The sequence below is a fragment of the Leifsonia psychrotolerans genome, from assembly GCF_013410665.1.
In the GTDB taxonomy this organism is placed as follows: domain Bacteria; phylum Actinomycetota; class Actinomycetes; order Actinomycetales; family Microbacteriaceae; genus Cryobacterium; species Cryobacterium psychrotolerans_A.
In genome coordinates this window covers 745,437-770,076 of record NZ_JACCFM010000001.1, presented here as the reverse complement: position 1 = coordinate 770,076, position 24,640 = coordinate 745,437, and the positions used below count along the sequence as shown (strand labels likewise).

At 62.6% G+C, this 24,640-nt stretch carries 23 protein-coding genes, 2 tRNA genes and 1 pseudogene; 5 read left to right on the top strand and 21 right to left on the bottom strand.

Annotation, left to right across the window (positions count from 1 at the left end):
- Window positions 1-20 precede the first annotated feature (20 nt).
- Both HNR05_RS03480 and HNR05_RS03475 read right to left on the bottom strand, forming a co-directional pair.
- Window positions 21-347 carry a heavy-metal-associated domain-containing protein gene (locus HNR05_RS03480; RefSeq protein WP_179577760.1) on the bottom strand — a complete coding sequence of 109 codons (327 nt, stop codon included), beginning with the start codon at window positions 345-347 and terminating at the stop codon, window positions 21-23.
- Between the two features lie 23 nt (window positions 348-370).
- Window positions 371-652, bottom strand: a complete 282-nt coding sequence (locus HNR05_RS03475; RefSeq protein WP_179577759.1) for a metal-sensing transcriptional repressor — start codon at window positions 650-652, stop codon at window positions 371-373.
- A gap of 770 nt (window positions 653-1,422) precedes the next feature.
- On the opposite strand from HNR05_RS03475, the pseudogene HNR05_RS03470 reads away from it, so the two are divergent.
- Window positions 1,423-2,382: pseudogene (locus HNR05_RS03470) on the top strand (type IV secretory system conjugative DNA transfer family protein); the annotation flags it as partial.
- An 83-nt stretch (window positions 2,383-2,465) separates the two neighbouring features.
- Here the strand turns inward: HNR05_RS03470 and HNR05_RS03465 are convergent.
- Window positions 2,466-3,710 carry an IS256 family transposase gene (locus HNR05_RS03465; RefSeq protein WP_179577758.1) on the bottom strand — a complete coding sequence of 415 codons (1,245 nt, stop codon included), beginning with the start codon at window positions 3,708-3,710 and terminating at the stop codon, window positions 2,466-2,468.
- A gap of 58 nt (window positions 3,711-3,768) precedes the next feature.
- Between HNR05_RS03465 and HNR05_RS03460 the strand changes: the two genes are divergently transcribed.
- Together HNR05_RS03460 and HNR05_RS03455 are read left to right on the top strand one after the other, a co-directional pair.
- On the top strand, window positions 3,769-4,377 hold the full coding sequence (locus tag HNR05_RS03460) for a single-stranded DNA-binding protein (protein ID WP_343062442.1): 609 nt from the start codon (window positions 3,769-3,771) through the stop codon (window positions 4,375-4,377).
- 9 nt (window positions 4,378-4,386) lie between these two features.
- Window positions 4,387-4,971, top strand: a complete 585-nt coding sequence (locus HNR05_RS03455; protein ID WP_179577757.1) for a hypothetical protein — start codon at window positions 4,387-4,389, stop codon at window positions 4,969-4,971.
- 101 nt (window positions 4,972-5,072) lie between these two features.
- Here HNR05_RS03455 and HNR05_RS03450 read toward each other — a convergent pair whose 3' ends face one another.
- Window positions 5,073-5,312, bottom strand: a complete 240-nt coding sequence (locus HNR05_RS03450; protein WP_179577756.1) for a hypothetical protein — start codon at window positions 5,310-5,312, stop codon at window positions 5,073-5,075.
- A 475-nt stretch (window positions 5,313-5,787) separates the two neighbouring features.
- Here HNR05_RS03450 and HNR05_RS03445 point away from each other — a divergent pair.
- A protein-coding gene (locus HNR05_RS03445) for an IS3 family transposase (RefSeq protein ID WP_179577755.1) occupies window positions 5,788-6,932 on the top strand; the annotation gives its coding sequence in 2 pieces (ribosomal slippage) (window positions 5,788-6,067 and window positions 6,067-6,932; 1,146 coding nt in all).
- An 85-nt stretch (window positions 6,933-7,017) separates the two neighbouring features.
- On the opposite strand, the gene HNR05_RS03440 is transcribed toward HNR05_RS03445, so the two are convergent.
- From HNR05_RS03440 to HNR05_RS03420, 6 genes are all read right to left on the bottom strand, one after another.
- Window positions 7,018-7,938 (bottom strand): tyrosine-type recombinase/integrase, encoded by a 921-nt coding sequence (locus HNR05_RS03440; protein ID WP_179577754.1) that lies wholly within the window; start codon window positions 7,936-7,938, stop codon window positions 7,018-7,020.
- Between the two features lie 266 nt (window positions 7,939-8,204).
- The gene (locus tag HNR05_RS18035) at window positions 8,205-8,366 is read right to left on the bottom strand and encodes a helix-turn-helix transcriptional regulator (protein WP_425485070.1); all 162 of its coding nucleotides are present in this window, start codon (window positions 8,364-8,366) and stop codon (window positions 8,205-8,207) included.
- A gap of 6 nt (window positions 8,367-8,372) precedes the next feature.
- Window positions 8,373-8,495 (bottom strand): hypothetical protein, encoded by a 123-nt coding sequence (locus tag HNR05_RS18030; RefSeq protein ID WP_425485069.1) that lies wholly within the window; start codon window positions 8,493-8,495, stop codon window positions 8,373-8,375.
- A 107-nt stretch (window positions 8,496-8,602) separates the two neighbouring features.
- Window positions 8,603-8,676 (bottom strand) — tRNA-Ile (locus HNR05_RS03430).
- 126 nt (window positions 8,677-8,802) lie between these two features.
- The gene (locus HNR05_RS03425) at window positions 8,803-10,044 is read right to left on the bottom strand and encodes a glycosyltransferase (protein ID WP_218868995.1); all 1,242 of its coding nucleotides are present in this window, start codon (window positions 10,042-10,044) and stop codon (window positions 8,803-8,805) included.
- Window positions 10,045-10,216: 172 nt separating this feature from the next.
- Window positions 10,217-11,128 (bottom strand): DMT family transporter, encoded by a 912-nt coding sequence (locus HNR05_RS03420; protein WP_179577752.1) that lies wholly within the window; start codon window positions 11,126-11,128, stop codon window positions 10,217-10,219.
- Between the two features lie 40 nt (window positions 11,129-11,168).
- On the opposite strand from HNR05_RS03420, the gene def reads away from it, so the two are divergent.
- Window positions 11,169-11,735, top strand: coding sequence for a peptide deformylase (gene def, locus HNR05_RS03415; protein ID WP_179577751.1), 567 nt, complete (start codon window positions 11,169-11,171; stop codon window positions 11,733-11,735).
- A gap of 4 nt (window positions 11,736-11,739) precedes the next feature.
- On the opposite strand, the gene HNR05_RS03410 is transcribed toward def, so the two are convergent.
- From HNR05_RS03410 to HNR05_RS03360, 11 genes are all read right to left on the bottom strand, one after another.
- Window positions 11,740-12,045 (bottom strand): AzlD domain-containing protein, encoded by a 306-nt coding sequence (locus HNR05_RS03410; protein ID WP_179577750.1) that lies wholly within the window; start codon window positions 12,043-12,045, stop codon window positions 11,740-11,742.
- A complete protein-coding gene (locus tag HNR05_RS03405; RefSeq protein ID WP_179577749.1) occupies window positions 12,042-12,740 on the bottom strand; it encodes an AzlC family ABC transporter permease in 699 nt (232 codons plus the stop codon). Before HNR05_RS03405 ends, HNR05_RS03410 begins: the two co-directional genes overlap by 4 nt.
- Window positions 12,741-12,759: 19 nt before the next feature.
- The gene (locus HNR05_RS03400) at window positions 12,760-13,638 is read right to left on the bottom strand and encodes a sensor histidine kinase (protein WP_179577748.1); all 879 of its coding nucleotides are present in this window, start codon (window positions 13,636-13,638) and stop codon (window positions 12,760-12,762) included.
- A gap of 116 nt (window positions 13,639-13,754) precedes the next feature.
- The gene (locus HNR05_RS03395; RefSeq protein ID WP_179577747.1) at window positions 13,755-16,457 is read right to left on the bottom strand and encodes a DUF8696 domain-containing protein; all 2,703 of its coding nucleotides are present in this window, start codon (window positions 16,455-16,457) and stop codon (window positions 13,755-13,757) included.
- Between the two features lie 248 nt (window positions 16,458-16,705).
- A tRNA-Asn gene (locus HNR05_RS03390) sits at window positions 16,706-16,778 on the bottom strand.
- Window positions 16,779-16,842: 64 nt separating this feature from the next.
- Window positions 16,843-17,811 (bottom strand): D-isomer specific 2-hydroxyacid dehydrogenase family protein, encoded by a 969-nt coding sequence (locus HNR05_RS03385; RefSeq protein WP_246318485.1) that lies wholly within the window; start codon window positions 17,809-17,811, stop codon window positions 16,843-16,845.
- Between the two features lie 102 nt (window positions 17,812-17,913).
- Complete coding sequence (locus HNR05_RS03380; RefSeq protein WP_179577746.1) at window positions 17,914-18,831, bottom strand: ATP-binding cassette domain-containing protein; 918 nt, start codon at window positions 18,829-18,831, stop codon at window positions 17,914-17,916.
- Window positions 18,832-18,835: 4 nt separating this feature from the next.
- The gene (locus HNR05_RS03375; RefSeq protein ID WP_179580515.1) at window positions 18,836-20,548 is read right to left on the bottom strand and encodes a dipeptide ABC transporter ATP-binding protein; all 1,713 of its coding nucleotides are present in this window, start codon (window positions 20,546-20,548) and stop codon (window positions 18,836-18,838) included.
- A gap of 20 nt (window positions 20,549-20,568) precedes the next feature.
- The gene (locus tag HNR05_RS03370; protein ID WP_179577745.1) at window positions 20,569-21,657 is read right to left on the bottom strand and encodes an ABC transporter permease; all 1,089 of its coding nucleotides are present in this window, start codon (window positions 21,655-21,657) and stop codon (window positions 20,569-20,571) included.
- Window positions 21,658-21,659: 2 nt separating this feature from the next.
- Window positions 21,660-22,751, bottom strand: coding sequence for an ABC transporter permease (locus HNR05_RS03365; protein ID WP_179577744.1), 1,092 nt, complete (start codon window positions 22,749-22,751; stop codon window positions 21,660-21,662).
- A gap of 99 nt (window positions 22,752-22,850) precedes the next feature.
- Window positions 22,851-24,488: an ABC transporter substrate-binding protein gene (locus HNR05_RS03360; protein WP_179577743.1), complete on the bottom strand. Its 1,638-nt coding sequence runs from the start codon at window positions 24,486-24,488 to the stop codon at window positions 22,851-22,853.
- Window positions 24,489-24,640: the final 152 nt, after the last annotated feature.

The following is a 24,640-nucleotide window of genomic DNA, read 5'->3' as shown; positions in this document are numbered from 1 at the left end:
ATGCAGAACGGGATGCCGAGTTACGAGGCGCTATCCACCAGCGAATATCCGGCCTCACCAATGGCGGCGCGCACTTGCTCGAGATCGAGTGCACTTGTACTCGACACGGTCACGGTGGATGAACCTCCAGCGTTCAACTCAACGCCGACGCTCTGCACACCATCGAGTGCGCTGAGCTCTTCAGTGACACTCGCAACGCAGTGCGAACACGTCATACCCTCAACCTTAAACTGCGCCTGTAAGGCGCCTTCGGTCGCGATAAGCGGTGTTGATGCGGTTGAGCTAGCGCAACAGCTGCATTCCGCAGCATCCGTCAAGCCCAGGTCTGTACGTTCATTTTCGGTCATAATGTTCTCCTTAGTCATAGTCTTCACGAACCAACCAGGCGAGCGATCGCGGCGTTGGCCTCACGAATCTTTTCCTCAGCCACAGGGCCACCCTCGGCGGCTGCTTCGGCGACGCAATGGCTCAAGTGCTCACCGCGCACGAGCAGAGCGACCGATTCCAACGCTTTCGTGGCGGCCGAGACCCGGATCAGCACATCGTTGCAGTAATTCTCAGCCTCTACCATCTTGGTAGTGCCGCACACCTGTCCTTCGACGCGGCTCATGCGTCGGAGTACATTGTCCGTGCTATTGGTGTATCCGCTCACATGAGAACAATACCCCCCTGGGGTATATCGCACAAGTGGATATCGCTTACAGGCTCCGCATATGCACTTGACGAATAATCATCGTAACCACTCCCCTGACGGCCAATAGGTGCACGCGGCACAACGAACGGTTGGATGAAAATGCAACACCTTCGGGAGTGCTCGCGATGCGCGCTGACCAAGTCCCCACGAGAGGAAGAGCCTGCCCGCGCCCGCCCCAGCTAAATGCCGTGCAATATTCGGCAGTCAAATGCAAATGATCCGAAAACCGTCTCAGGGATATGCCTGATCAGTGGGACTTTGGGGCAACAAAAAGGCACTTGAATCCATGACCTTCAGCAAAACGAGTCGAATAACTAGTCGCCTAGTAGGCCTTAGAAATCACTCTGATCAGCAATTCTTTGTAGGGCGGGCGGGGCTTGAACCCGCGACCGACGGATTCCGACACGGCCTCTTTCGCGGCCCAGTCCCGAACCCAACACCTAGATTGATCTCGCTCTGCCTAGGGGTTTCTCGTGCGATGTGCTCCGATTCTACTCCGATTCCTCGACTCGCCTCGAGCGGTCTCGAGTGAATAAGTGGTGAATAAACGTGCGCGCATCAAGTGTCGTGCATCATGAACTCCGTGGCCTCTTGCCGCAGCCTCGCTCCGCTGCCCAAAGCGGCGAGGATCGGAGCTTCAGCCTCGACCAGCCCTCGCTAACACCCGTCGAATCCGCCGTCACCTACCTAATAGCGGGGAAAGCCTGAAGAGCCTCAACGATACGATCGGCCCAGCCCGCACTGCTCTCCAGTCCTTACTGCACGCGGCCGCACTTGATCGCTGCACACCCGCAGAACTATTTCGCTGGACCCTAGATCCAGCTGCCGCACACGATGCCGTCTCGATCCTGATGAGTTCCACCACCGCAGCAACCGGTTGGGGCGATTCCCTCCAAGCAATGCTCGAGTCCGACCCACGCACGCGGGACTCCATCTGGCAAGGGGTCTCCCTCGCACTTGGCGCGCTGGCTGACCCAAGGGTGCTGGATGCCGTGTCACCAAGCGAGGGCGAAGGCTTCGACCCCGAACAATTCTTGCTCAGCAACGGCGCTCTCTACCTCCTCGCAACAGGGACCGGTTCGAACAACTCCGCCGCCCTCGTCTCCGCTTTCGTGGAGGATCTCGTCGAAACAGCTCGGCGTCTCGCCGCGAGAAGCGCGGGTGCACGACTCGATCCGCCATTGCTCCTCGCACTCGATGAGATCGGTAACCTCGCTCCCCTGCCTTCGCTTCCGAACCTCATGGCAGAAGGCGGCGGTACCGGCATCACGACGATGCCGGTTCTTCAGTCACTCGCACAGGCGCGAACGAAATGGAGCGACAACGCGGCCGGCGCTATATGGGACGCCTCGATCGTAAAGATCGTCCTGGGTGGGGCATCCAACTCACGAGACTTGCAAGACCTTTCAACTCTTATCGGCGAACGCGACGAGACAACAGCCTCGACGACGATCGGCGACCGCGGCTCCCGTTCATCACAGAGGTCTATTCGACGGGTCGCGATCATGCCGCCCGACACCATCCGCACCCTCCCATTTGGAACGGGCCTGATAATGCTCCGCTCCGCACCTCCTATCGTGGCGCGACTGCGCACTTGGACGGACCGCCCAGACTCGAAGGAACTGCGATCAAATCGAGAAGAAATTGAGTCGCTACTGCGCGTTCCAATGCCCGAAAAGCGCACCTAGCAAAAGCTCCGACTCACGTTAAAAGGGTCACGTCCCGCTGAGTGGTGGAGTTTCTCAACACCGTGCGGGTCAGTTGTTTTAGTTTAGGCGGCCTTCAGCTCGGGGAGTGCGGTCACCTGCTCGACGGTTTCGGGCCGGGCGTTCATGATCGTGAGTTCGAGCATGGACGCTTCGGAGAAGTAGCGCCGGTCGGCGGCTTCCCACTCGTCGTGCTGCTCGACCAGCACGGCCCCGGCGAGCCGGAGGAGCGCCGCAGGATTCGGGAACACGCCGACGACGTCGGTGCGGCGCTTTATCTCCTTGTTGACGCGTTCCAACGGGTTGGTGGACCAGATCTGCCGCCAGTGACGCTGCGGAAAGTCAGCGAACGCGAGCACGTCGTGTTGGGCGTCGACGAGCATCAGTGCGACCTTGGGGTGTGAACGCTGCAGCATCGTGGTGACCTCGCCGAACTGCTTCAGGATGTGTTCCTTGTCGGGCTGGGCAAAGATGGTGCGAATGATCGAGCCGACCATTTCCTGGCTGCCCTTGGGCACGACGGCGAGCACGTTGCGCATGAAATGCACCCGGCAGCGCTGCCAGCTGGCGCCTTGGAAAACGGTCCCGATGGCTTTCTTGAGCCCGGTGTGCGCGTCGGACATGACCAGCTTCACGCCGTCCAACCCGCGGGCCTTCAACGACCGCAGGAAGCCGGTCCAGAACGGCTCGTTCTCGGTGTCTCCGACATCGAATCCGAGGACTTCCCGGCGTCCGTCGGCGGCGACACCGACCGCGACGACGACCGCTTGGGACACAATGCGGTGATTCACCCGGGCTTTGCAGTACGTCGCGTCGAGGAACACATACGGGAAGTCGTGAGTCGACAGGGAGCGGTCGCGGAACTGCCCGACCTCCGCGTCGAGGCTGGCGCAAATACGAGAGACTTCGGACTTGGAAATGCCGGAGTCCGCGCCAAGCGCCTTGACGAGATCGTCGACTTTCCGGGTGGACACCCCGTGCACATACGCTTCCATCACCACCGCGAACAACGCCTGGTCGACCCGCCGGCGGCGCTCCAGCAGCGCGGGAAAGAACGTGCCGGCACGCAGCTTCGGGATCTTCAAATCCAGGTCCCCGGCCGTGGTGGTCAACGTGCGTGGGCGGGTGCCGTTGCGGTGGGTGGTGCGCCCGTCGGAGCGTTCGAATGGCGCGGCGCCGATGAACGCGGTCGCCTCCGCATCGATCAGTTCCTGGTAGAGCGATTCCGTCGCAGACCGGATCCGGTCGGTGACATCGGTGAGCTTGAGTTGAGCGAGCAGGTCAAGCAGGGCAGACTGGTCAAGAGCCATCGTGTGTTTGTGTCTTTTCTGTGAGGAACTTTGAACGGTTCTCACTGACCATCGCACGGTGGCTCTTCACGTTGGCGAAGCAACGCTCAAACGCCGAGATTTACACCACTACACGGGACGTGACCCGTTAAAAGAATGCACCGAACGACGTGGCATGGGCTGCGCACCTTCTAGTGAATGCGGATCACGATTTTCCGCCCGATCACAGGAGATAGAGCACATGCCCCTTCACACTCAGCAATCACTCTCGGGATTCATTGCCTCGGAACCACAACAGTCAGTCACAGAGAGCGGCGACACCAGATTCTATGTACGTGTAGGCCAGCCGCATTTCCGTCGCGAAGAGAACGGAGGCTTCACGGAGCTCGAACCAAGCTTCCACGACCTTGTGGCGTATCGGGCCACGGCCGACCGAGCACTCACACGATTTGCCAAGGGCGACAGTTTTGTCGCTGAAGGATACATTCACTCGTTCCAGGTCGACCGAGACGGCGAGGTCATCGAACGCGAGGAATTCGTCGCCAAGAAGATCGGTCATGACCTCGCCCGAACAAACTATGAGGTGGACAGAACACATCGCCCGGCAGCAACTATCGGTCTCGATAGCCCTACCGCACAGGCATCACTGCCCGCCCGAAATTCCAGCGCGACAGCGCTCGGGCGGTGATCCCACACTATGTCGGAGTCGTCGGGTGACTGGCTGTTTCGCGATCAGGATGTCGCCTCTGGCGGCGACTCTTTCGACGACCTCGATGGGTCGCTCCTTCCTGAGCCTCCACACCCAGTGAACTGGAACCTCCTGACAGCGGCGGACGCAGAGATTGAGTGGATCGAACTCAATCGGTGGGTGAACTGGCTAAGAATGACGTATGGGCTCCCGGCCTCCATCGTCCCCCCTTTTTGGCACCGTCATACTGAACTTCTTTGGGAGCTCTCCGCCCTCCACCTGCATTGGCTCTGCGCCTACGACCCCGACCAGCACGGCTCCGCGCCATTTGGTTGGCACCGCGACTTCGCCGATGCGCGCCAACGCCTCCATGACTGGGTTGCGACGTCAGAAACACGCCTCGACCGCGACCGGCCCACGCGCCAGACAATTTGGCCCGGTGAGCTGTCGCTGAGTGACGTCGAAGATGCAACAATTACCGACCGCGACGAGGACTTCGCGCAGTTCGTCGCCACCGATATCGCGTCTCGACGCGACGCTGAGAATGCGTTCTATGCACAGGCGCGTTCGAACCTGCCAGCCCAGGGTTCATAGCGAAAGATGTGCAGAAGTATGGGCACCAACTACGCATCCAGGTAGCTGGGTATCGAGTGCTCTTGGTAAGTGCCGCTTACACTCACCACGTCCATAGCGGCTCATGTGCCGCGCGCAATCCCACCTAGGTTCACTACCTTTCGATCTGAACTAACGAACACCCGCTGGACTTCGAGCACACCGTCGCGAATTGCTAACGGCTTGCCGTCGACCCAACTGGGTACCTCGAGCGCGTCTGCTGCCCAGTTCAGCCTGCCGATCAGGACGCCATCCTTGAAGGCACTCCACCGCTCCCCATCAAAGGTGATTGTCAATTTGTCTCCGACGTCGATTCCTGCCATTGCGCTTGTCACTGACCGCCGTTCTAGCGTCGAAACGGTCGGCGTACCGCGAGCCCACAGGTCGCGAGCGTATCCAGTAGAGAATCCAAATATGCGATCACCATTCTTATGGGGACCTCCTAGGACCGGGTACTTCTCCCAATTCGCCATGAACCATAACCTAGCTGAAGAAGCGTCGGTTGCGGACGTAGTCGTATCGCGCTTTCCAAACCATCTGTCGTACTCCTACGCCCGCTATGTCACGCCCATTTCGGAAGCCTTCACCACGCTCGCTCAGAGCTGCGGTGACACCAGCCTCAAATCGGTGTACGAACTCGAACGGAACGCGCGCCATATCCTGAATTCCACGTCGGGTGCTCAGTTACGGCCCCGTCACACGAGCACGCAACAGGCCGTGTCGAGGACAACTGGGACTGCCCCCGGTTTGGTTGACTCCTGACCTGTGGAGATTCGTCTTCGCTGGAAAGATGTCTTTATGCCCAAGTCCTACCCACCCGAGTTCCGACGCGATGTTGTCGCGGTCGCCCGGAAGCACGAAGCCCCGCTGAACCAGATCGCGAAGGACTTCGGGATCTCCGAGTCCTGCCTGGCGAACTGGCTGAAGAAGGCCAACGTCGAAGACGGCGTCAAGCCCGGCGTGACCGAGAAAGAATCCGCTGAGTTGCGCGAAGCGAAGAAACGAATCCGGCTCCTCGAACAAGAAGCCGAGGTCATGCGCCGGGCTGTCGCCTATCTCTCCCGGGACGTCAACCCAAAATGATGTACCCGCTGGTCCTTGAAATGGCCGTCGATGGTGTTCCCGTCACGGTGACCTGCCGGGTGTTGGGCTTCTCCAAACAAGCGTTCTACCAGTGGAAACGCAACCCCGTCTCCCAACGCGACTGGGACGACGCCCACCTCACCAACGCCGCCTGGGACGCCCACCAGGACGACCCCGCGTTTGGCTACCGGTTCATCGCCGACGAACTCCACCAGGCTGGCCTGACGGCGGGCGAGAACCGGGTGTGGCGGCTCTGCTCCCAGCAGCGGCTCTGGAGTGTCTTCGCGAAGAAACGCGGCCTCACCCGCAAGGCCGGCCCGCCCGTGCACGACGACCTCGTCGAGCGGGACTTCACCGCGACACGCCCGAATCAACTCTGGCTGACCGACATCACCGAGCACCGCACCGACGAGGGCAAGCTCTACCTCTGCGCGATCAAGGACGTCTACTCGAACAAGATTGTCGGGTACTCCATCGACTCCCGGATGAAGGCGTCGCTGGCTGTCGCCGCGGCCCGCAACGCGATCAGTCAACGCACCATCGACGGCACGATTTTGCACTCCGATCGCGGGTCCCAATTCCGCTCCAACGCCTTCGTTCGCGTGCTGAAGAACAACGGCATCACCGGGTCGATGGGCCGCGTCGGCGCGTGCGGCGACAATGCCGCGATGGAGAGCTTCTTCGCGCTGCTGCAGAAGAACGTGCTCGATCGGCAACGCTGGACTACCCGGGAAGAACTGCGCCTGGCGATGGTCGTCTGGATCGAAAGGACCTATCACCGTCGACGCCGCCAACGACGACTCGGCAAGCTCACGCCAATCGAGTTTGAGACAATAAACGTGGCCCTCAAAGCCGCGTGAAACCACTAACCCTTCGAGTCAACTGAACTCGGGGCAGTCCCACTTGCCGATCACTGTGCACCACCCAGCTCCGCGACTTCTACCCTCAGGCGGGAGGCGCCAACCTCTGCAACACGATCGCGGGCTCAGACTTCACGGTGCGATCCGGCTCGGCATAATGTTCCTTTGTTGTCGATGTCGAAGTGTGGCCCAGCATGTCAGCCGCAGCCTGGAGTCCGAGTTCGTTTGCGAGCAGCGTTGCACCTGTTCTCCGGAAGGCATGCGGCGTGATCTCCATATCCTCTAGACCCCCAAACTTTAGGATCTCGCGGAAGGTTCGCCTGACGTTGTAAGGCGCCAGCGGAGTACCTTTCCGGCTGAAGAACAGCAAGTGGTCCGGCTCCTCACCCGCGATCAAGGCCAAGCGATGCCGGATAACTTCGGCAGCAAACGCAGGGATTGCCACGACACGATTCGACTCATGCGTCTTCGGATGCTCTTGTCGATAGACGCCCTTTCCCGTGCCAACGATTATGGTGCCGTTGATGTGAACACGAGGTGGGTCAGCAGCCATATCAACGTCGCACTTGCGAAGCGCCAGGGCCTCGCCGATGCGCGTTGCCGTTCCCAGCATCACCTCGATCAGCTCGCGCACTTGGCCGTCAGGCTTCGGACCTTTCGTGCCATCACCCATGCGCCAGTCGCGAGCGGCAGTTCGGATCGCAGAGATTTGCTCTGCAGTGAGTGCTTTAGGGATGTGTTTCGGCTTCTTCATTCGCGAAGTTTCTTTGACAGGATTGCGAGCGATGATCTCACGCCGCACTGCGAACCCAAGGACCATGCTGAGGATGGTGCGGGAGTGCTTCGCGCGCGCGTATGAAAGCGCACGCTGCACCTTCAAGAAGCGTTCTATGCGACCCACAGTTACCTCCCGCACGGTGAAGTGCTGGAACGTCGGTAGTACGAGGCCTCGCAGTTCGCGCTCGTAGATCTCCTTCGTGCTATCGGCACGGTCGACGTCGAGCATCAGGTCCTCTAACCATGCGTCAGCGAGCAACGTAAATGGCGAACCTGCCGTCAACGAGTCGATTGTGTCGCCACCGTGCGCCCGCGTGGCCAGAATCTGTTTAAGCGAACTTGCTGCTGCGTTGCGGCTTGAGTCGGTCGCGGTAACCTTCCGAGTCTGACCGTCCCAATCCCGGAAGCGCGCGGTAGCTCGGAAACGGCCAGGAGCGATCTCGACTGTCTTGATAGAGCCGAAGGTACTCACCGGCGTACGGGGTCGGCCGGCCATCAGCGCTGAACCTCGCGGACCGTCAAGCTGAAGTCAGGCTCGTGAAGGCCATCCAGCCAATGAACCACATCAGAAACCCGGTAGCGAATCTCTCGACCTACTCGAATACCAGACGGACCGCGCCCGTCTGTGCGCAGGTCGTAGATGGCCTGAGCGTGCACGCCGAGTTACTCGGCGAGTTCGCTGGTGGTGAGCACGGGCTCGAGGCCAAGCCCGGAAAGCCGGTCGGTGTCCATAACTCCTAGGTGCACGAGGCGTGCCCAGATGAGTCGAACTGGGTCGAGCAACATACGCACAGGCGACCGCTGCGGGCCGGTTGTGGTGAATAAACGGTGACTGCATCAAGTCTCTGCCTTTTCAATAAGACAAGAAACCCTGGTCAGACTATGTTTCAGAGTAGGGCGGATGGGACTTGAACCCATGACCGACGGATTATGAGTCCGCTGCTCTAACCAGCTGAGCTACCACCCCAAAGCGCCGCACACGAGACGGCGACGCTCCGACGGCGTCCATGCGTGAAAAACCCGCTGGCGCCAATTCTCCACGATACAGGCATTCGCCGCCCGGCGAACAACGCCGGTCCGCGCCCGAATCACATTACTCGGCGCTGTGCGAGGCCGCCCCATTGTTGATCTGGTCGGGCACAGCTTCGCCGCGATACAGGTGTTCAAACGTGTTCAGCGTACGGTTGATGTCGTGTGACTCGATCAGTTTCAACGACTCATTCTTGAACGCATTAAGCGCGTCGGGCGCCGCCGTGAGCACCGTGAGGAGCTTGTCGGCCAGATCGCGAGAATTACCTGGTTCGAACAAATAGCCATTTGCCTCATCGTGCACGAGGTGCGGCAGCGCCATTGCATTGGCCGCGACGACGGGCAGCGCCGACGCCATAGCTTCCATGGTGGCAATGCTCTGCAGTTCCGCGATCGAGGGCATCGCGAACACCGTCGCCCGGGAGTAGGCCGCGCGCAGTTGCGCATCCGTCACATAGCCCGTGAACGTTACCCGATCACGGATGCCGAGGGTGTCAGCCAGGTGCTCGAGGTTACGCTTCTGGTCGCCCCCACCCACGATCTCGAGCTGTGCGTCCAGCTCGGCCGGGAGCAGCGCCACGGCCTTCAGCAGCACATCGATCTGCTTCTCACCGGTCACTCGTCCGACGAAGAGAATGCGGTTCTCGGTGCGCGGCTCAAAGTTGGGTGAATAGTTGTCGGCATCGATCCCGCACGAGATGGCACGCACATCGGTGAGACCGGTGTACTTCTCGAGGAATTCCGCGGCACGCTGCGTCGGGGTCGTGACCGCCTCAGCCCGACCGAACGTGCGGCGCGCAGCCTTCCACGCCATTGCGATCACGCGATCTTGCAGTCCCTTGGGGATCAGCGTGAACTCCAGCATGTTTTCGGGCATGAAGTGGTTGGTGCCGATGATGCGGATGCCGCGCTTCTCGGCCTCAATCGTGACGCCACGGCCCACGTTGATGTGGGACTGGAAGTGAACCACGTCCGGTTTGAAGTCGTCGAGAATCCGGCGGGAAGTGCTGCGAATGACCCACGGAAGCGCATAGCGCAGCCAGTCGTGCGGGTACCAGCGCCAGCTGGGCAGACGGTACACGGTGAGCGGCTGACCCTCGTGCGTCTCGTCGAATGTTCCGTACTTGCGTGATGCAGCCGGGGCAAGCACGCGCACAGTGTGCCCGCGAGCCACCAGGCCGGCAGCAAGGCGCTCGGCAAACCGCGCCGCACCATTCACATCAGGTGCGAAGGTATCGGCTGCAATCAGAATGCGGATCGGCTTCTTCGCCGCCGGTGCGTCGTGCGCAGGCGCGCTGCTCGGCAAATCGGTCGAATCAGTCAAGAGGTGAAGTCCCTACGTTGGTGAGCCGGGAAGATCATCCGGCGATCTGTGAGTGCTGATGGCCGCGCCGATCAACCTCGCTCGCAGCCTATTCTAAACCGATGCGCCCTCACGAGCCCCCGACACGGCGTTTCCACTTGGCTTTCATCGAGCTTTACTCGGATTGCGGGTGGTATTTGGCGAGCAGGAACACACCCCAGATAGCAATGAGTCCCGCGATGATAAAGGCAACGGCAGCCCAGGCCGGCGCTTGGGAAGCCTCCCCCAGCACGACGATTCCGATGCCGACTGCGACAAGGGGGTCGACAACGGTGAGCCCGGCGATGACCAGATCGGGCGGTCCAGACGAATAGGCGTTCTGCACGAAGTAGCCGCCAAGACCGGCCGCGGCCAGAAGACCGATAATGCACAGGACCGCCAACCAGTCCACGTTGTTGTGCTGAATGCGGTTGATGATGACTTTTGCCAGGGTCGCCACGAACCCGTAGAGAACCCCCGCTCCGATGATGTAAAAGATCGCCTTGAACTTGTTGCGCAAAAAGAAGAACGCCCCACCGACGAGCACCAGCATGACCGCCAGAATGATCAGGATCGTGATGAGGTTTTCGGTGGTGACCGGTTTATCGACGGCGGTGAATGCGGCAACCGTGACAAAGAGACCGACACCTCCCACACACATGCTGATCGCGATGATTGACGCCCGGTTGAGGCGCACCTTCGACACGCGGGCGTTGAGAATTGCGGTGATGACGAGGGCGACGGCACCAAGCGGCTGCACGACGATCAGCGGCGCGAACGCCAGGCTGGAGAGTTGGAACACGACGGCCAGGCCCAGCATAAGTGTGCCGACCACCCATGACGGGCGAGCGAGCAACAGCGCAAGCTGGCGCAGATTGAGACCCGCCGAGGCAGCCGTGGTCTTCGCCTCCACCTTGTTGACGCCACGGTGCTGCAATTGCGCACCCAGCGAGAGGAAGACTGCCCCGATCAGGGCGAGCGGGATACCGATAGCCTGTCGGGGGTCAATCGGGAGTTCCGCGGCGAGATCGGTCAAATCGAGGTGCACCCCTCGACCCTATCCGCCCGAGAACCGATATTCTTGCGAAATGGCCGTTCGACCGATTGTAATTTCAGGTGACCCCGTTCTTCACTCCCCCGCGCAACCCGTCGTTGATTTCAACGACGACCTGCGCGCGTTGGTGCAGGACATGTTCGAGACGATGGATGCCGCCCCCGGCGTCGGATTGGCGGGGCCTCAAGTCGGGGTGCCGCTGCGGCTCTTCACGTTCGGCTATCTCGACGACGACGATGTGCAGTGGCGTGGCGTCGCCATCAATCCGGAATTGTGGATCACCCCGGTTCCGGCCGGTGAAGCCGATGAAGATGAGGATGTCGAGGGGTGCCTGTCCTTCCCGGGTGAGCGTTTTCCGTTGATGCGGGCACAGTCCGCGATCCTGAAAGCCGTCGACCTTGACCAGAAGCCGTTTGAGATTCGGGCAGATGGCTGGCTGGCGCGTATTTTTCAGCACGAGTTCGATCATCTCGACGGCACCCTCTACGTGGACCGGCTCGAACACCACTACTCGAAGATCGCTGTGAAGGTTCGTCGAAAGAACGGGTGGGGCGTCGACGGCCTCAGCTGGCTGCCGGGAGTCGACAACCTCGACGACTGACTCGTCAGGCGAATGCTCTGAGGGCCGCTGCGACCCCGGCGGCCACGACGATGACCACAATAAACGGCACCCTCAGGGCGAAGAGCGCAACCGCGACAAGAACAGCCGGAACCCGCGCGTCAAGCACAAGTGACTCGCCCGCGCCGAGCGTCTGGATGGCGATCAGCGCGGCGAGCAATGCCACAGTCAGCAGGTCTGCGATGCGGGCCGGGGCCGGCTTCTTCAGAAGGGACGGCGGCACGAGATAGCCGGCCTGTTTGATCAGCAGACAGCCGATCGACGCGAGAATGATGATCTGCCACAGAGTCACAGTGGATCCTCCGTGTTGCCGAACCAATTGAACCAGCCCACAAGCACGGCCACCACCGCGGCGGCCAACATCGGCAAGCCCGGCATCAGCACCGGTGTGAGCAGTGCAGCCACGACGGCCGCCACGATGGCGACGGCGATCGGCTGACGGCGCTTCAGGCGCGGCCAGAGCAAGCCGACGAACGCGGCAGCAGCGGCCGCATCCAACCCGTACCTACTGGTGTCGCCGAGTGCATCGCCGATCAAGGCACCAGCGAGCGTGGTGAGGTTCCAGCCGACGAACACCGTCAGGCCGGTCACCCAAAAGCCAATGGCGCGGCTGAGCGGTGTTGGCTGGGCGAGTGCGACCGCCGTCGACTCGTCAATGGTGATCCAGGCGGCCGCGAGGCGCTTCCACCGGCCGCTTCCAACGATCGGAGAAATTCGCATGCCGTAGATCGCATTGCGCGTACCGAGCAGTAGCGCGGCGGTGATCGCTGACGGGCCGGCAGCCAACCCGCCCGACGCGAGAACCCCGACGAGCGCGAACTGCGAACCCCCGGAGAACAGCACCAGGCTCAGAAAGCAGGTCTGCCAGACGGTCAGTCCGGCAGCGACGGCCAACGCCCCGAATGAGACACCATACGCAGCGGTAGCCACACCCACCGCCAGGGCGGCCCGAAGCGCAAGCCTGCGATTCAGGCCTTCACCCTGCATGATCAGTGGCTGTGGTCGATCAACTGCGGTCGAGGTCGACGCCGTGAACACCGTTGTGAAAACGCAACCCCGGGAACACGGCAGAGACGGTGAAGCCGACTCCAGGAACGGTTCCGGCGTTGAACACTCCGCCAAACAGCTGCGCCCGTTCCCGCATCTGAGTGAGGCCGGCGCCCGCGATGTTCTCGCTGAGCGCCTTCAAGTCATCGTCGATCGAGTAGCTGGTGCGTGCGGCAAACTCGTCGGCATTGGCACTTTCGCGACGCGCTGCAGCACGGATGCCGTCGTCGTCGATGAGCATCTGCAGACCGTCGTGGGTCCAGGTGAACGCGATTCGAGCCTCAGTGCCCACGCCGCCGTGTTTGAGCGTATTGGCGAGGGCTCCCTGCAGGATGCGGAAGATCGCGAGTTCGGCGCCCGGCTTGAGCGGGAAGCCCTGCCCGGTCTCGGTGTAGCTGACGACCAGTCCGGCGTCACGCATGACCCGAAAAAGGTCACGGGCGGCCTGCAATCCGGGGCCTTGTGTCGCCACCGATTCGCCCTCCCGGGCGATGGTCAGCACGCGGCGCATGTCCGCGAGGGCGTCACGGCCGTCGTCGGCCACGGCCGTGACTGCGCGCACAGCGGTCGACGGGTCGCTCTCGGCGGTGTACCTGGCACCTTCGGCGCGAGTGATGAGTCGTGAGATGGAAAGCACCGCGATGTCCTGCAGCTCACGGATGATGCCGAGTCGGCCCTGCTGCTCGGCCAGCGAAAGCTCAAGCTCGATGCGCACGCGCTCGGCCGCTGTACGGTCGAATCGCGTGCGACGGCTCTTCGCGACGGCAACGATCCACAGAACAAGAAAGAGTACGGCAAGTGCCGCGAGGGCAACGCTGATGATGAGCCAGAGATCCAACCGAATCGCCTTTCGTGCGCCGACGTGTGCCGTACGCGGGAAAACTACAACTATACGGGCATGGCTCTGTCGTGCGTGTCCCCCCACGGGCAGACCGGACGGTCGCGACGACGCGACTAGCGCTGGCTGCGGCGTCGACTCCGAATACCCAGGGCGAGTACTCCGGCTGCCACCAGCAGCGTCGCGCCCAGGAGGCCTCCGCCGAGCGAGGCCGTGCCGGTCGCAGCGAGCGGCGTCTCAGGCCGGCTGGGCATGGGCGTGGGCGTCGATACTGGGCTGGGGGTCGGCGTGGGTGTGGACGTCGGTGTCGGAGACGACACGATGAACTCAACGCGGGCCTGCCCCGAGGTCGCCCCGGTGAGAGTGACAGCGTGCGTGCCCGCACTGGTACCGGCCGGAATGACCCATTCAAACGTGACAGCTCCATGCGCATCGGCGTCCGCGGTTCCGAGCGTGACTGACCCGGAACCCGCATCGGCATCCATCACTGCCGTGACCGACTCACCGGGGGCGAAGCCCGTCCCGGTCACTGACTGCTTCTTCCCGGGGAGCAGGCTGCCGGTCTCGACTGTCACCGCCTGGTTGGTGACGGTGACCGTGTAGTGCGCTTGGCCCGTCTGGCCGAGGTTGTCGGTCATGGTGACGGTAAACGCCACCGTCGACGTCGGTGTGGTTGCGTCGGCCGGCGCTGCGGTGAACGTCACGTCCCCACCGATGGTGACGGTCGCCTGGCCGGAATCGGGTGCGCTCGTGATCTCGGCCGAGCGGATGCTGCCGGTCGTGACCGGGTTCGCGGCAAACATCTGGCGTGCTCCGGCCTTGATCGTGGCCGTGCCGCCGCTGAGGCTAGGCGCGGCCTGCACCGTTGCCGTGACCGTGTCGGAGAACACCGCATCCGCTCCCGTCAGGCAGTTCGTCACTGCGGCGCGGTACGACGTCGCCGCCGTCAGCCCCACTGCGGTCAGAGTTGCGCCGGTCGCCACCGCGGTCGGGCTCCACGTACCGTCACCGTTCTGCTGGAACCATTCGATTGTGGGGGTCGGATCGCCGCTCGCCTGCACACTGGCGGAATAGCTGCCTCCCGAGACGATCGACGCCGACACCGGCTGCACCGTCACCAGAGGGGCCGCGCCATAGACGAAGCCACCTGCAACTATGGTCTTCAGTGTCTTTCCGAGCTCGGTCCGGGTGACCACAACGTCAACCGGGCCACACACTCCGGTCGGGGCGGCCGGAGTAACCACCGACCACTGACCCGAAACCTGTGACAGCCCGGTGCCTGCAGTGCCGGCGAACGATACCGCTGTCACCTTCGCGGGCTGCGGCGATTGCACCGCGGTCGACCGGTCTACCTTGGAACCATCGCCGAGCTGCGAGTTGCTGTTGAGCCCCCACGCGTACCGCTGGCCGTCCGACCCCAGCCCCATCGCGAAGTAGGCGCCCACGGCAATCTCGGTGAAGGCGAATGCGGGGTCCGACACCGTGGCCGGGGCACTCACCCGCACCGCGATCGATCGACTCGTTTTGCTGCCGTCACCGAGCGTCCCAATGTTGTTGTACCCCCAGGAGTACCAGGTTCCGTCCGAACCCAATCCGAACGTCGATGAAAAGCTTGTAATGACCTTCGTGAACGTGAAGTCGGGATCCGTCACCGTGCCGGGAGCGCTCACCTGCACCGGGACCGAGCGATTCGTCGTGCTGCCATCGCCGAGCTGACCGTACGTGTTGACCCCCCAGGCATACCAGAGGCCGTTGGACCCCAACCCGAAGGTCACATTGCTGTTACCGAAGATGTCTACGAACGTGAAGGCGGGGTCGGTCACGGTGCCGGGCGTGCGCACGCGCACTGGGCTCGACCGCGACACGACGCTGCCGTCACCGAGCGTCCCCACTCCGTTGTACCCCCAGGAGTACCACAGTCCGTTCGACCCCAGCCCGAAGATTGAGAGTCCGTTGGGGGTGATCTTGGTGAAGGTGAAGGCGGGATCGGTCACGCCGGTAGGCGTGCGCACCCGCACCGGGGTTGTCCGCTTCGTGACACTGCCGTCACCGAGCTGGCCGAGGTTGTTGTTCCCCCAGGCATACCAGCGGCCATCCGACCCCAAGCCGAATGTCGAGTCGTTTCCCCCGATGATGTCCGTGAATCTGAAACTGGCATCCGCTCCCGGCGTGCGCACCAGCGCGGGGGCGGACTGGTTTGCTTCCGTGCCGTCTCCGAGCTTCCCTTGATAGTTGTATCCCCAGGCATACCAGTGGCCATCCGTCCCCAACCCGAACGCCGAGTCGACACCGATCGTGATCTTCGTGAACGTGAAGTCGGGATCGGTCACCGTGGCCGGAGTCTTCACTTTCGTCGGGAAGAGCGGTTGCCCATTACTGCCGATGCCGAGCTGTCCGCTGGAGTTGCTCCCCCAGGCGTACCACTGAGCGTCAGATCCCAGCCCGAACATAAATCCGTTTCCGACGGCGAGCGTGGTGTACGTGAAGTGAGGATCGGTCACCGTGGCAGGCGTCCTCACTCGCACCGGGTTTGACTGATGTGCCCCGCTGCCGTCGCCGAGCTGATAAAAGGTGTTGTCTCCCCAGGCATACCAGCGGTCATCCGCGCCCAGCCCGTACGCCGACGAGCCACCGCTGACGACGCGGCTGAATTGCAGTCCTGCCGGCAGAGTGCCGCTGACCGTGGTCCCACCAGCGGTCGGTCCCGTCGACGGCGCCGGTTCGGCTGTTGCCGGTTGCGGCACCAGCACGAGGGCAGCGACGATGCCGACGCCCGCCACCAACGATCCAGCCTTCGCCCACGCTGACAAAATTGACACAGAAGTAGCTAGACGGGGCATTACGCACTTTCTCAAGAAAGGAAACGGCGCACACAAACACGGAACGCGAGCAACCCACACATACCTGGACCAAGAATGAATATTCTTCGCTCAAGGCTACGAAAACGCGGCCTCGTTCCACAGACCCCCAAACGGGGCAAAAACTTTATACAGGCGACATGACACGTGCCCGAGGAGGGGAGGAAGCAAAAAAGACCACCAGGGGTGGAGCCCTTGGTGGCCTTTCGCTCCCCGAGTTGGACTCGAACCAACAACCTGCCGGTTAACAGCCGGCTGCTCTGCCAATTGAGCTATCGAGGAATACTGCTTGAGCAGCGTTGCTACTTTATCAAAGGTTGGCGGATCACCAAATCCGACGCGCCCATCAGTAGCCTGCGCGAGGGTCAACGACGCCGACGAACCGCGAGTTTTCAAGGAAAGCACGCACATTGACGCGAATTCGCTCCGCCAAGAGCGCGGTGGTCATCTCGGGCGTGTCCGCCATGTGTGGTGTGATCAGGCAGCGAGGCTCCGTCCAGAGCGGATGTCCGTCGGGCAGCGGCTCGGGATCCGTCACGTCGAGCGCGGCACCGGCGATGGTGCCCGCGGCCAAGGCAGCAACGAGCGCGTCGGTGTCGATGAGGCCACCCCGGGCGATATTCACCACGACGGCATCCGCTCCGAGCACGGCCAACTCGTCCGCCCCGATCAGGTGCCGGGTCTCCCCCGTGAGCGCTGCTGCGATGACCAGCACTTCGGCGTCGGGCAGTACCTCCACCAGGGCGGCTGCGGTCACTGTCCGATCGGCACGCCTCACCGGCTGGGCGCTCCGCCGCACGATTGTGGTGTGCACGCCGAACGGCTCCAACAACCTGAGTAGCTCGAGCGCGATCCCGCCCGCACCGACGATGACGACACGACGCCCGTAGAGTGAGCGCCCGGCCGGCACATCGTCCCAGCTCGTAGCGCGCGCACGGCGCGGTAAGACGCGCAACGTCGCGAGGATGAGCGCCAGGGCATGTTCGGCGACGGGCTGCGCGTAGGCACCCTTCGCGCTCGTCCAGAGCACATGCCGATTCGCCGGAGCGTCGAGGATGCTGGTGAACGCGTCAACGCCTGCCCACGGCAGCTGCACCCATCCGATCTGGGGGTTCGCGGCGAGAACGCCGTTCAGTTCCCCCGCCCGCTCTGACGACAGCCAGATCAGGCCGCGGGTGCCAGTTGACAGCGGCACGAGAGTACCTCCCGCAGCCTCGACGGCCGCAGCGAAGGCATCCTCTGACCGTGGCAGCACACTGATCGGGCCGGGCTCAGGTCTGCGCCCGTGAAGATCAGGCGCCAGACCTGGTGCCAGGTCTGGTGCCAGCACGGCCCGGTGTTGCGGCGCGCACGATTCCGTCACAGGGTGGCCTTCGGTGAGCGCTTCTGTGGCTTCGGGGTCGGCCGAGCGACGGTCTCAGGCCGGGTCGACATCGTCGAGCTCCTCATCGTCGAGTTCCTCATCATCACTCGTCTCAACCCTGCTGGCTTCCACCTGCTGCGTGCTTCCCGCGGTTCCAGCCGCCAATGCTCGGGCCATATCTGCGACATACGGATGCCACGGGTTGTCGAAGACCTCGTCGATCGTTCCGAGACCGACAAGCACGCCCTGATGCATGACCGCGATCCGGTTTGCGACGCGGCGGAGCACGGCCAGGTCATGGCTGATCACAAGAGCCGAAAACGCGCGTTCCCGCTGCAACTCGCTGATGAGATCGATGACGGCGTCGCGCACCGTCACATCCACGCCCGCCGTCGGCTCGTCGGCGATCAACAGTTCCGGCCCGCAGACGAGCGCCCGGGCCAGGGCGACACGCTGGCGTTGCCCGCTGCTCAGTTGGTAGGGAAAGGAATCGAGCACGGCCAGCGGCAACCGAACGGCGTCGATCATCGTGGCAACCTGGGTGGCCAGCGCCGTGCGGTTGTAGCGCCGGTCGCGAGCAAGAACGGGCTCGGCGACGATCTCGGTGACCGTCATCGTCGACGGCAGCGTGTCGGCGGCATCCTGCGCGAGTAAGCCCACACCAAAGGTGAGCCGGTTGAGCTTACTCCGCCCGATGCGCCGCAGCGGGAAGCCGAGAACCGTGGCCTCTCCTCCGGTGATCTGCGGGCGAACATCGCCAGAATCGCTGCTGAACGCGGCACCGGAGAGCACCCGGGCCAGCGTGCTTTTGCCCGATCCGCTCTCACCCAGTAGACCCAGAACCTCGCCGGGCGCCAGCTTGAGCGTGAGGCCGTGCACCGCCACGAATGCTCCACTGGCGCCATGCGGCGGATACTCGATGGTCAGATCACTCGTCGAGATCGGAAAGGCTGAGGTTGTGCCGCGGGTCATCCCTCTATCCTGCCGCACGCAACCGCCGAAGCCCCTCTCTGCGAAGGGCCTGTTGAGCCGGATCAGGAACCGGCAATGAAGCCAGCAGGCGCTGCGTGTAAAGGTCTTTCGGTGCTCCGAGAACCTCGGCGCCGGTGCCCTCTTCAACGATCTTGCCGCGGTAGAGAACGGCGATGCGGTCGGCCAGAATATCGACGACCGCGAGGTCGTGGCTGATGAACAGTGCGGCGAAGCCGAACTCTCTCTGCAGTTCGGCGAAGAGTTCGAGCACTCGAGCCTGCACCGACACGTCGAGAGCGGATGTCGGTTCATCGGCGATCAGAAGTGCAGGCTCAAGGGCCAGTGCCCGGGCGAGGCTGGCACGTTGGCGCTGTCCACCACTGAGTTCGTGCGGGAATCGGTCGCCGTAGGCGCGTGGGAGCTGAACGGCTTCGAGCAACTCGTTCACGCGTGCCCGCGCCGCAGCCGGGTTGGGTGCCCGGCCGTGCACGACAAGCGGTTCTGCCACGCAGTCGGCGATGGTCAAAAGTGGGTTGAAGCTCGATGCCGGGTCTTGAAAGACGAATCCGATTTGGGAACGTAATCCCCGAAATCTGCGCTCTCTGAACCCGTTCATCTCGTGGCCGAGCACCTGCAACGAGCCCCCGGTCACCCGGGTCAGGCCGGCGATCGCGCGCCCGGTCGTTGTCTTTCCCGAACCGCTCTCGCCGACCAGACCGAGCACCTCGCCGGGACGAATGCTGAAGCTGATGCCGTCGACGGCGGTGAAGCCGGTCTTACCGAACCGTCCGGGGTACTCGATCCGGAGATTATCGGCTACGACAACGGGCGCCTGTTCCGCCCAACCCGCCGGGCGGGCGTCGGCCCGGGCCTGAGCCCGAACGATGCCCTGTCCCACGTGGGGAACGGATGCCAGCAGCCGCTTGGTGTAGTCGGCCTGCGGGTTACTGAACAGTGTCTGCGCGTCGGCTTCTTCGACCACTTTTCCCTGGTACATCACGGCGACTCGGTCGGCGAGGTCGGCCACGACACCCATGTTGTGGGTGATGAGCACGATGGCGGTGCCGAACTCGTCGCGGCAGCGGCGCAACAGGTCGAGAATCTCGGCCTGCACCGTGACATCCAGGGCTGTGGTCGGTTCGTCGGCCACGATCAGGCCGGGGTCGAGAACCAGGGCCATGGCGATGATGATGCGCTGCTTTTGCCCGCCCGAGAACTGGTGCGGGTAATAGTTGACGCGTTCCTCGGGGTTCGGGATTCCGACTCGGCCGAGAATCTCGATCGCCTTCTGCTTGGCCTCGGCGCGGGAGAACGTGCCGTGCGCCCTGATCCCCTCCATAATCTGCCAACCGACGGTATAGACCGGGTTGAGCGAGGTGGACGGCTCCTGGAACACCATCGACACGTCGCTGCCCCGCAGCGCACGCAGTGTGGCACCGCTAACCGAGAGCACATCGTTCTCGTTCGATCCGTCCTTGCTGCGCAGAATCACGGCGCCGCTCGCGATCGCGGTGTCGGGCAACAATCCCAGCAGGGTCTTGGCGGTCACGGTCTTGCCGCTCCCACTCTCACCCACGATGGCCAGCACCTCTCCCGGCGCCACACTCAGGCTGACCCCGTCCACGGCTTTCACCGCGCCGGCATCCGTCGAAAACGAGACATCCAGGTCGGTGATCGTCACGATGTCCGCCCGCGGGGCGCCGTCGGCGCTCCTCACCGAATTAGTCGCAGTGTCGGTCACGGTCGTGCCTCATATCCATCGTCGTCTGAGTGTTGTACCGGTTCGAGCGCCTCGATATCGAGCACATCGTCGAGTGAGCCGCCGGGCACAACCGAGGTCTCGGCGACCAGCCCGGACGACTTCGCCACCCGGCGCCGTCCGCGCAGACGCGGGTCGGCAAGGTCGTTCATGCTCTCACCCACCAGCGTGATTCCCAACACGACGAGCACGATCGCGAGGCCAGGGAAAAGGGCCGTCCACCAGATCCCGCTCGTGACATCCGAGACCGCCTTGTTCAGGTCGTACCCCCATTCCGCGGCCGAGGACGGCTCGATGCCGAAGCCGAGGAAGCCGAGTCCGGCCAGGGTGAGGATGGCCTCGGAGGCGTTGAGGGTGAAGATGAGCGGCAGGGTGCGGGTGGCGTTGCGCAGCACGTGGCGGAACATGATCCGGCTGTTGCTGGCACCCAGCACCCGGGCAGACTCGACGAAGGCCTCGGATTTGATGCGTACGGTTTCGGCACGAATCACCCGAAAGTACTGCGGAATGTAAACGACGGTAATCGAGATCGCCGCGGCAAAGATGCCACCCCACAGATCTGACTTTCCACCTGAAATCGCGATCGACATCACGATCGCGAGCAGCAGCGACGGGAATGCGTAGACGGCGTCGCAGACGACAACGAGCACGCGATCGAGCCAGCCCCCGAAGTAACCTGAAACCAGCCCGAGCATGACGCCCGCAAAGATCGACAGGGTAACCGCCACAATGATCACCAAAAGCGCGGTACGGGCACCCCAGATCACCCGTGACAGCACGTCATAGCCGCCGACGGTCGTGCCGAGCAGATGCTCCGGGCCTGGCGGCACTTGGGCACCGAACAGGCCGTCAGGCCCGCGTAGTTGAGCAAAACCGTACGGTGCGAGAACGGGCGCGAACAGCGCCGTGAGCACGAAAACCCCGGTGATGACGAGGCCAACCACGAGGATGCCGCGTTGCAACCCCATGCTCTGCCTGACCTGTCGGATGACGGGCAGTCGGTGCCAGAAGGGCTCTTTACCGGGCACGAGTGCGGCGCCGGTCGCGGGAACGGATGTCACGGTCATGATCAGTACCTCACTCGCGGGTCGATGATCGCGGCAATGATGTCAACGATGAAGTTGGACAGGGCGACGATGACGGCGAGCAGGGCCACAATGCCCTGCACGGCCACGAAGTCACGCGACTTCAGGAACTCGGCGAGCATGAATCCGAGGCCCTTCCACTCAAACGTCGTCTCGGTGAGCACGGCACCGCCGAGAAGCAGCGCAATCTGCAGCCCGATCACGGTGATGATGGGGATGAGTGCCGGTCGGTAGGCGTGTTTGCGCACCAGACGAAATTCGTTCACGCCGCGCGAGCGCGCAGCGTCGACATAGTCAGTGCCGAGCGTGCCGATGACGTTCGTGCGCACCAATCGAAGAAAGACGCCAGCTGTGAGCAGGCCGAGGGTCAGACCGGGCAGCACCGCGTGCACCAACACATCGCCGATAATTGCCGGGTCGCCACTCTGAAACGCGTCGATCAGATAGATGTTGGTCTTGTTCGGCAGCATCTGCAGCGTCAACTCGGTGCGGGTCGTCGCCCGGCCGTTGACCGGAAGAATACCCAGCCAGACCGAGAAGATCAGCTTGAGCAGCAGGCCGGCAAAGAACACCGGTGTTGCATAACACAGGATCGCGAACACGCGCAGAGTCGCATCCGTCGCCTTGTCGCGCCAGTAGGCGGCGGCCATGCCGAGTGGGATACCGACGATGAAGGCAACGATGAGGGCATAGAACGCCAGCTCAAGCGTGGCGGCACCGTAGGTGAGCAGCACCTGGCTGACCGGCTGGTTGGTGCTGATGGTCGTTCCGAAGTTGCCGGTGAAGATCTGGCCGAGATATTCGAAATATTGCACCAGGATGGGCCGGTCATAGCCGGCCTCGTGGATGCGCACTGCGAGCTGGTCGGAACTCAGCCGGCCCCCCAACGCCGCGGTGATCGGGTCTCCCGTCGTACGCATCAGCCAGAAGACCATCGAGACGAGAATGAATATGGTCGGGAAGATCAGCAGAAAGCGAACGACGATATACCGCCAGATCCCTCCCCCTGAGGGCTTCTTCTGACGGATACCGATCGAGTCGGGGGTGACGGAGGGCGTCGTAGCCACAGTGGTCATGGTTGCCTAACGGTTGCACGGGCGACGGGGGCACCCCGTCCGATTAGACGAGATGCCCCCGGGTGTTCAAGCGGGACGGTGAGCCCGCAGCGTGATTTTCTAGCCCTTCGCGAGTGCGGCGTAACGGAACTTGAACGACGCGTCGAGCGTTGTTTCGGTGCCGGTCACGTTCGCGCCGGTGACGGCAACCTGAGCGCCCTGCAGCAGCGGCAGGGTCGACAGATCTGCGGCAACCGCGTCTTGGATCTTTTCGATCATGCCGGTGCGCTCGCCCGCATCAGGGGTAACGGCCTGCTTGAGGATCAGGTCGTTGACAGCCGAATTGTCGTAGTGGTTGGCCAGGAAGTTCTTCGTGAGGAAGAACGGCGACAGGTAGTTGTCGGCGTCGGAGTAGTCCGGGAACCAGCCCAACTGGTACGCCGGGTACACGTCGGCGGAACGGTCCTTCGAGTACTGCACCCACTCGGTGGTCTGCAAGTTCACGGTGAACAGGCCGGTGGATTCCAGCTGGTCTTTGACCAGGGCATACTCGTCACCCGATGACGGGCCGTAGTGGTCGTTGCTGTACTGCAGGTTGAGCACCACCGGGGTCGTGACGCCGGCAGCCTCGAGTGTGGCCTTGGCCTTAGCGGCGTCGGGGCCGCCGTTGCCATCGCCGTAGAGCGGTTTCAACGACTCCGTGGCACCGGTCAGACCAGCGGGAACATAGGAGTACAGCGGGGTGAACGTGCCCTTGTAGACCTGGGACGCGATCTCTTCACGGTCGATGAGGTCGGCTGCGGCCTCACGCACAGCGAGGGCCTTGCCGGCGTCGGCCTCGGCGGTCGTCGCACCGTATGGCTGCGTGTTGAAGTTGAAGACGATGTAGCGGATCTCGCCACCGGGCCCATCAACCACCTTCACCTTGTCGTTGCCGCGCAGGCTGTCGATGTCGGTAGCCGACAGCGAACGCCAGGCCACGTCGATCGCGCCTTCCTGCACGTCAAGCTTGAGGTTCGATGCATCCGCGTAGTACTTCACGTTGACGACATCGCTCTTCGGCTTACCGAGAAGACCCTGATAATTCGGGTTGGCCTTGTAGGCGATCAGGTTGTTGAAGTCATAGCTCGTGATGTCGTACTGGCCGGCGAAAGCGTGGCCGTCGACGATGTCTTTATCCGGCGTCAGAGCATCGGCCGAGAAGACCTCTTCGTCGACGATCGGACCGACCGGGCTTGAGAGCACCTGTGCGAATGTCTGGTCGTTGGCCGCCTTGAGGTTGAAGACAACCGTGGTGTCGTCTTTCGCGTCGACGCTCTCGAGATTTGAGAGCAAAGAGGCGGGCCCGTTCACATCGTTGATCTTCATCTGACGGTCGAAGCTGAACTTCACGTCGGACGAGGTGAGCTTGTGGCCGTTGACGAACGTCAGGTCGGGCTTCAGCGTTACCGTGAACTCGGTCGGTGCGGTGAACTCTGCCGAGACTGCAATGTCAGGCTTCACATCGGGGCTGCCGTATGGGGTGTTCATGAGGAATGGGAACACCTGGTTCATCACACCGAAGGAGCCGTTGTCATAGGAGCCGGCGGGATCGAGTGCGGTGACCTTGTCGGTCGTGCCGATGAGCATCACCCCACCCGCGGCATCCGTCGACCCTCCCTTGTCTCCTCCTGCGCAGGCGGAGAGCACGAGGGCTGCCGCGGCGATTGTCGCCGCGGCAGCAAAGACGCGAGTGCCGTGTGTGGGTGCGGATCTCATCCGAAACTACTTTCTGTCGAGGTCTCATGCAGCGCCGCGAAAAGCCTCGACAGCTGCAGTGCTGTAGAGATAGAAATAGCACAGAAAGCACTCGGCTTGTCAGCAAAACGGCACTTCTTTACCGAGCCGCAACAATCACTTCGAGCGCGAAC

Excerpts from the sequence above, each read along its gene's own strand:
- HNR05_RS03480 (WP_179577760.1), bottom strand. The coding sequence starts at position 347 with ATGACCGAAAATGAACGTACAGACCTGGGCTTGACGGATGCTGCGGAA.
- HNR05_RS03465 (WP_179577758.1), bottom strand. The coding sequence starts at position 3,710 with ATGGCTCTTGACCAGTCTGCCCTGCTTGACCTGCTCGCTCAACTCAAG.
- HNR05_RS03455 (WP_179577757.1), top strand. The coding sequence starts at position 4,387 with ATGTCGGAGTCGTCGGGTGACTGGCTGTTTCGCGATCAGGATGTCGCC.
- HNR05_RS03450 (WP_179577756.1), bottom strand. The coding sequence starts at position 5,312 with ATGGCAGGAATCGACGTCGGAGACAAATTGACAATCACCTTTGATGGG.
- HNR05_RS03440 (WP_179577754.1), bottom strand. The coding sequence starts at position 7,938 with ATGCTCGACGTCGACCGTGCCGATAGCACGAAGGAGATCTACGAGCGC.
- HNR05_RS18030 (WP_425485069.1), bottom strand. The coding sequence starts at position 8,495 with ATGTTGCTCGACCCAGTTCGACTCATCTGGGCACGCCTCGTGCACCTA.
- def (WP_179577751.1), top strand. The coding sequence starts at position 11,169 with ATGGCCGTTCGACCGATTGTAATTTCAGGTGACCCCGTTCTTCACTCC.
- HNR05_RS03405 (WP_179577749.1), bottom strand. The coding sequence starts at position 12,740 with ATGCAGGGTGAAGGCCTGAATCGCAGGCTTGCGCTTCGGGCCGCCCTG.
- HNR05_RS03380 (WP_179577746.1), bottom strand. The coding sequence starts at position 18,831 with ATGACCCGCGGCACAACCTCAGCCTTTCCGATCTCGACGAGTGATCTG.
- HNR05_RS03370 (WP_179577745.1), bottom strand. The coding sequence starts at position 21,657 with ATGACCGTGACATCCGTTCCCGCGACCGGCGCCGCACTCGTGCCCGGT.
- HNR05_RS03365 (WP_179577744.1), bottom strand. The coding sequence starts at position 22,751 with ATGACCACTGTGGCTACGACGCCCTCCGTCACCCCCGACTCGATCGGT.
- HNR05_RS03360 (WP_179577743.1), bottom strand. The coding sequence starts at position 24,488 with ATGAGATCCGCACCCACACACGGCACTCGCGTCTTTGCTGCCGCGGCG.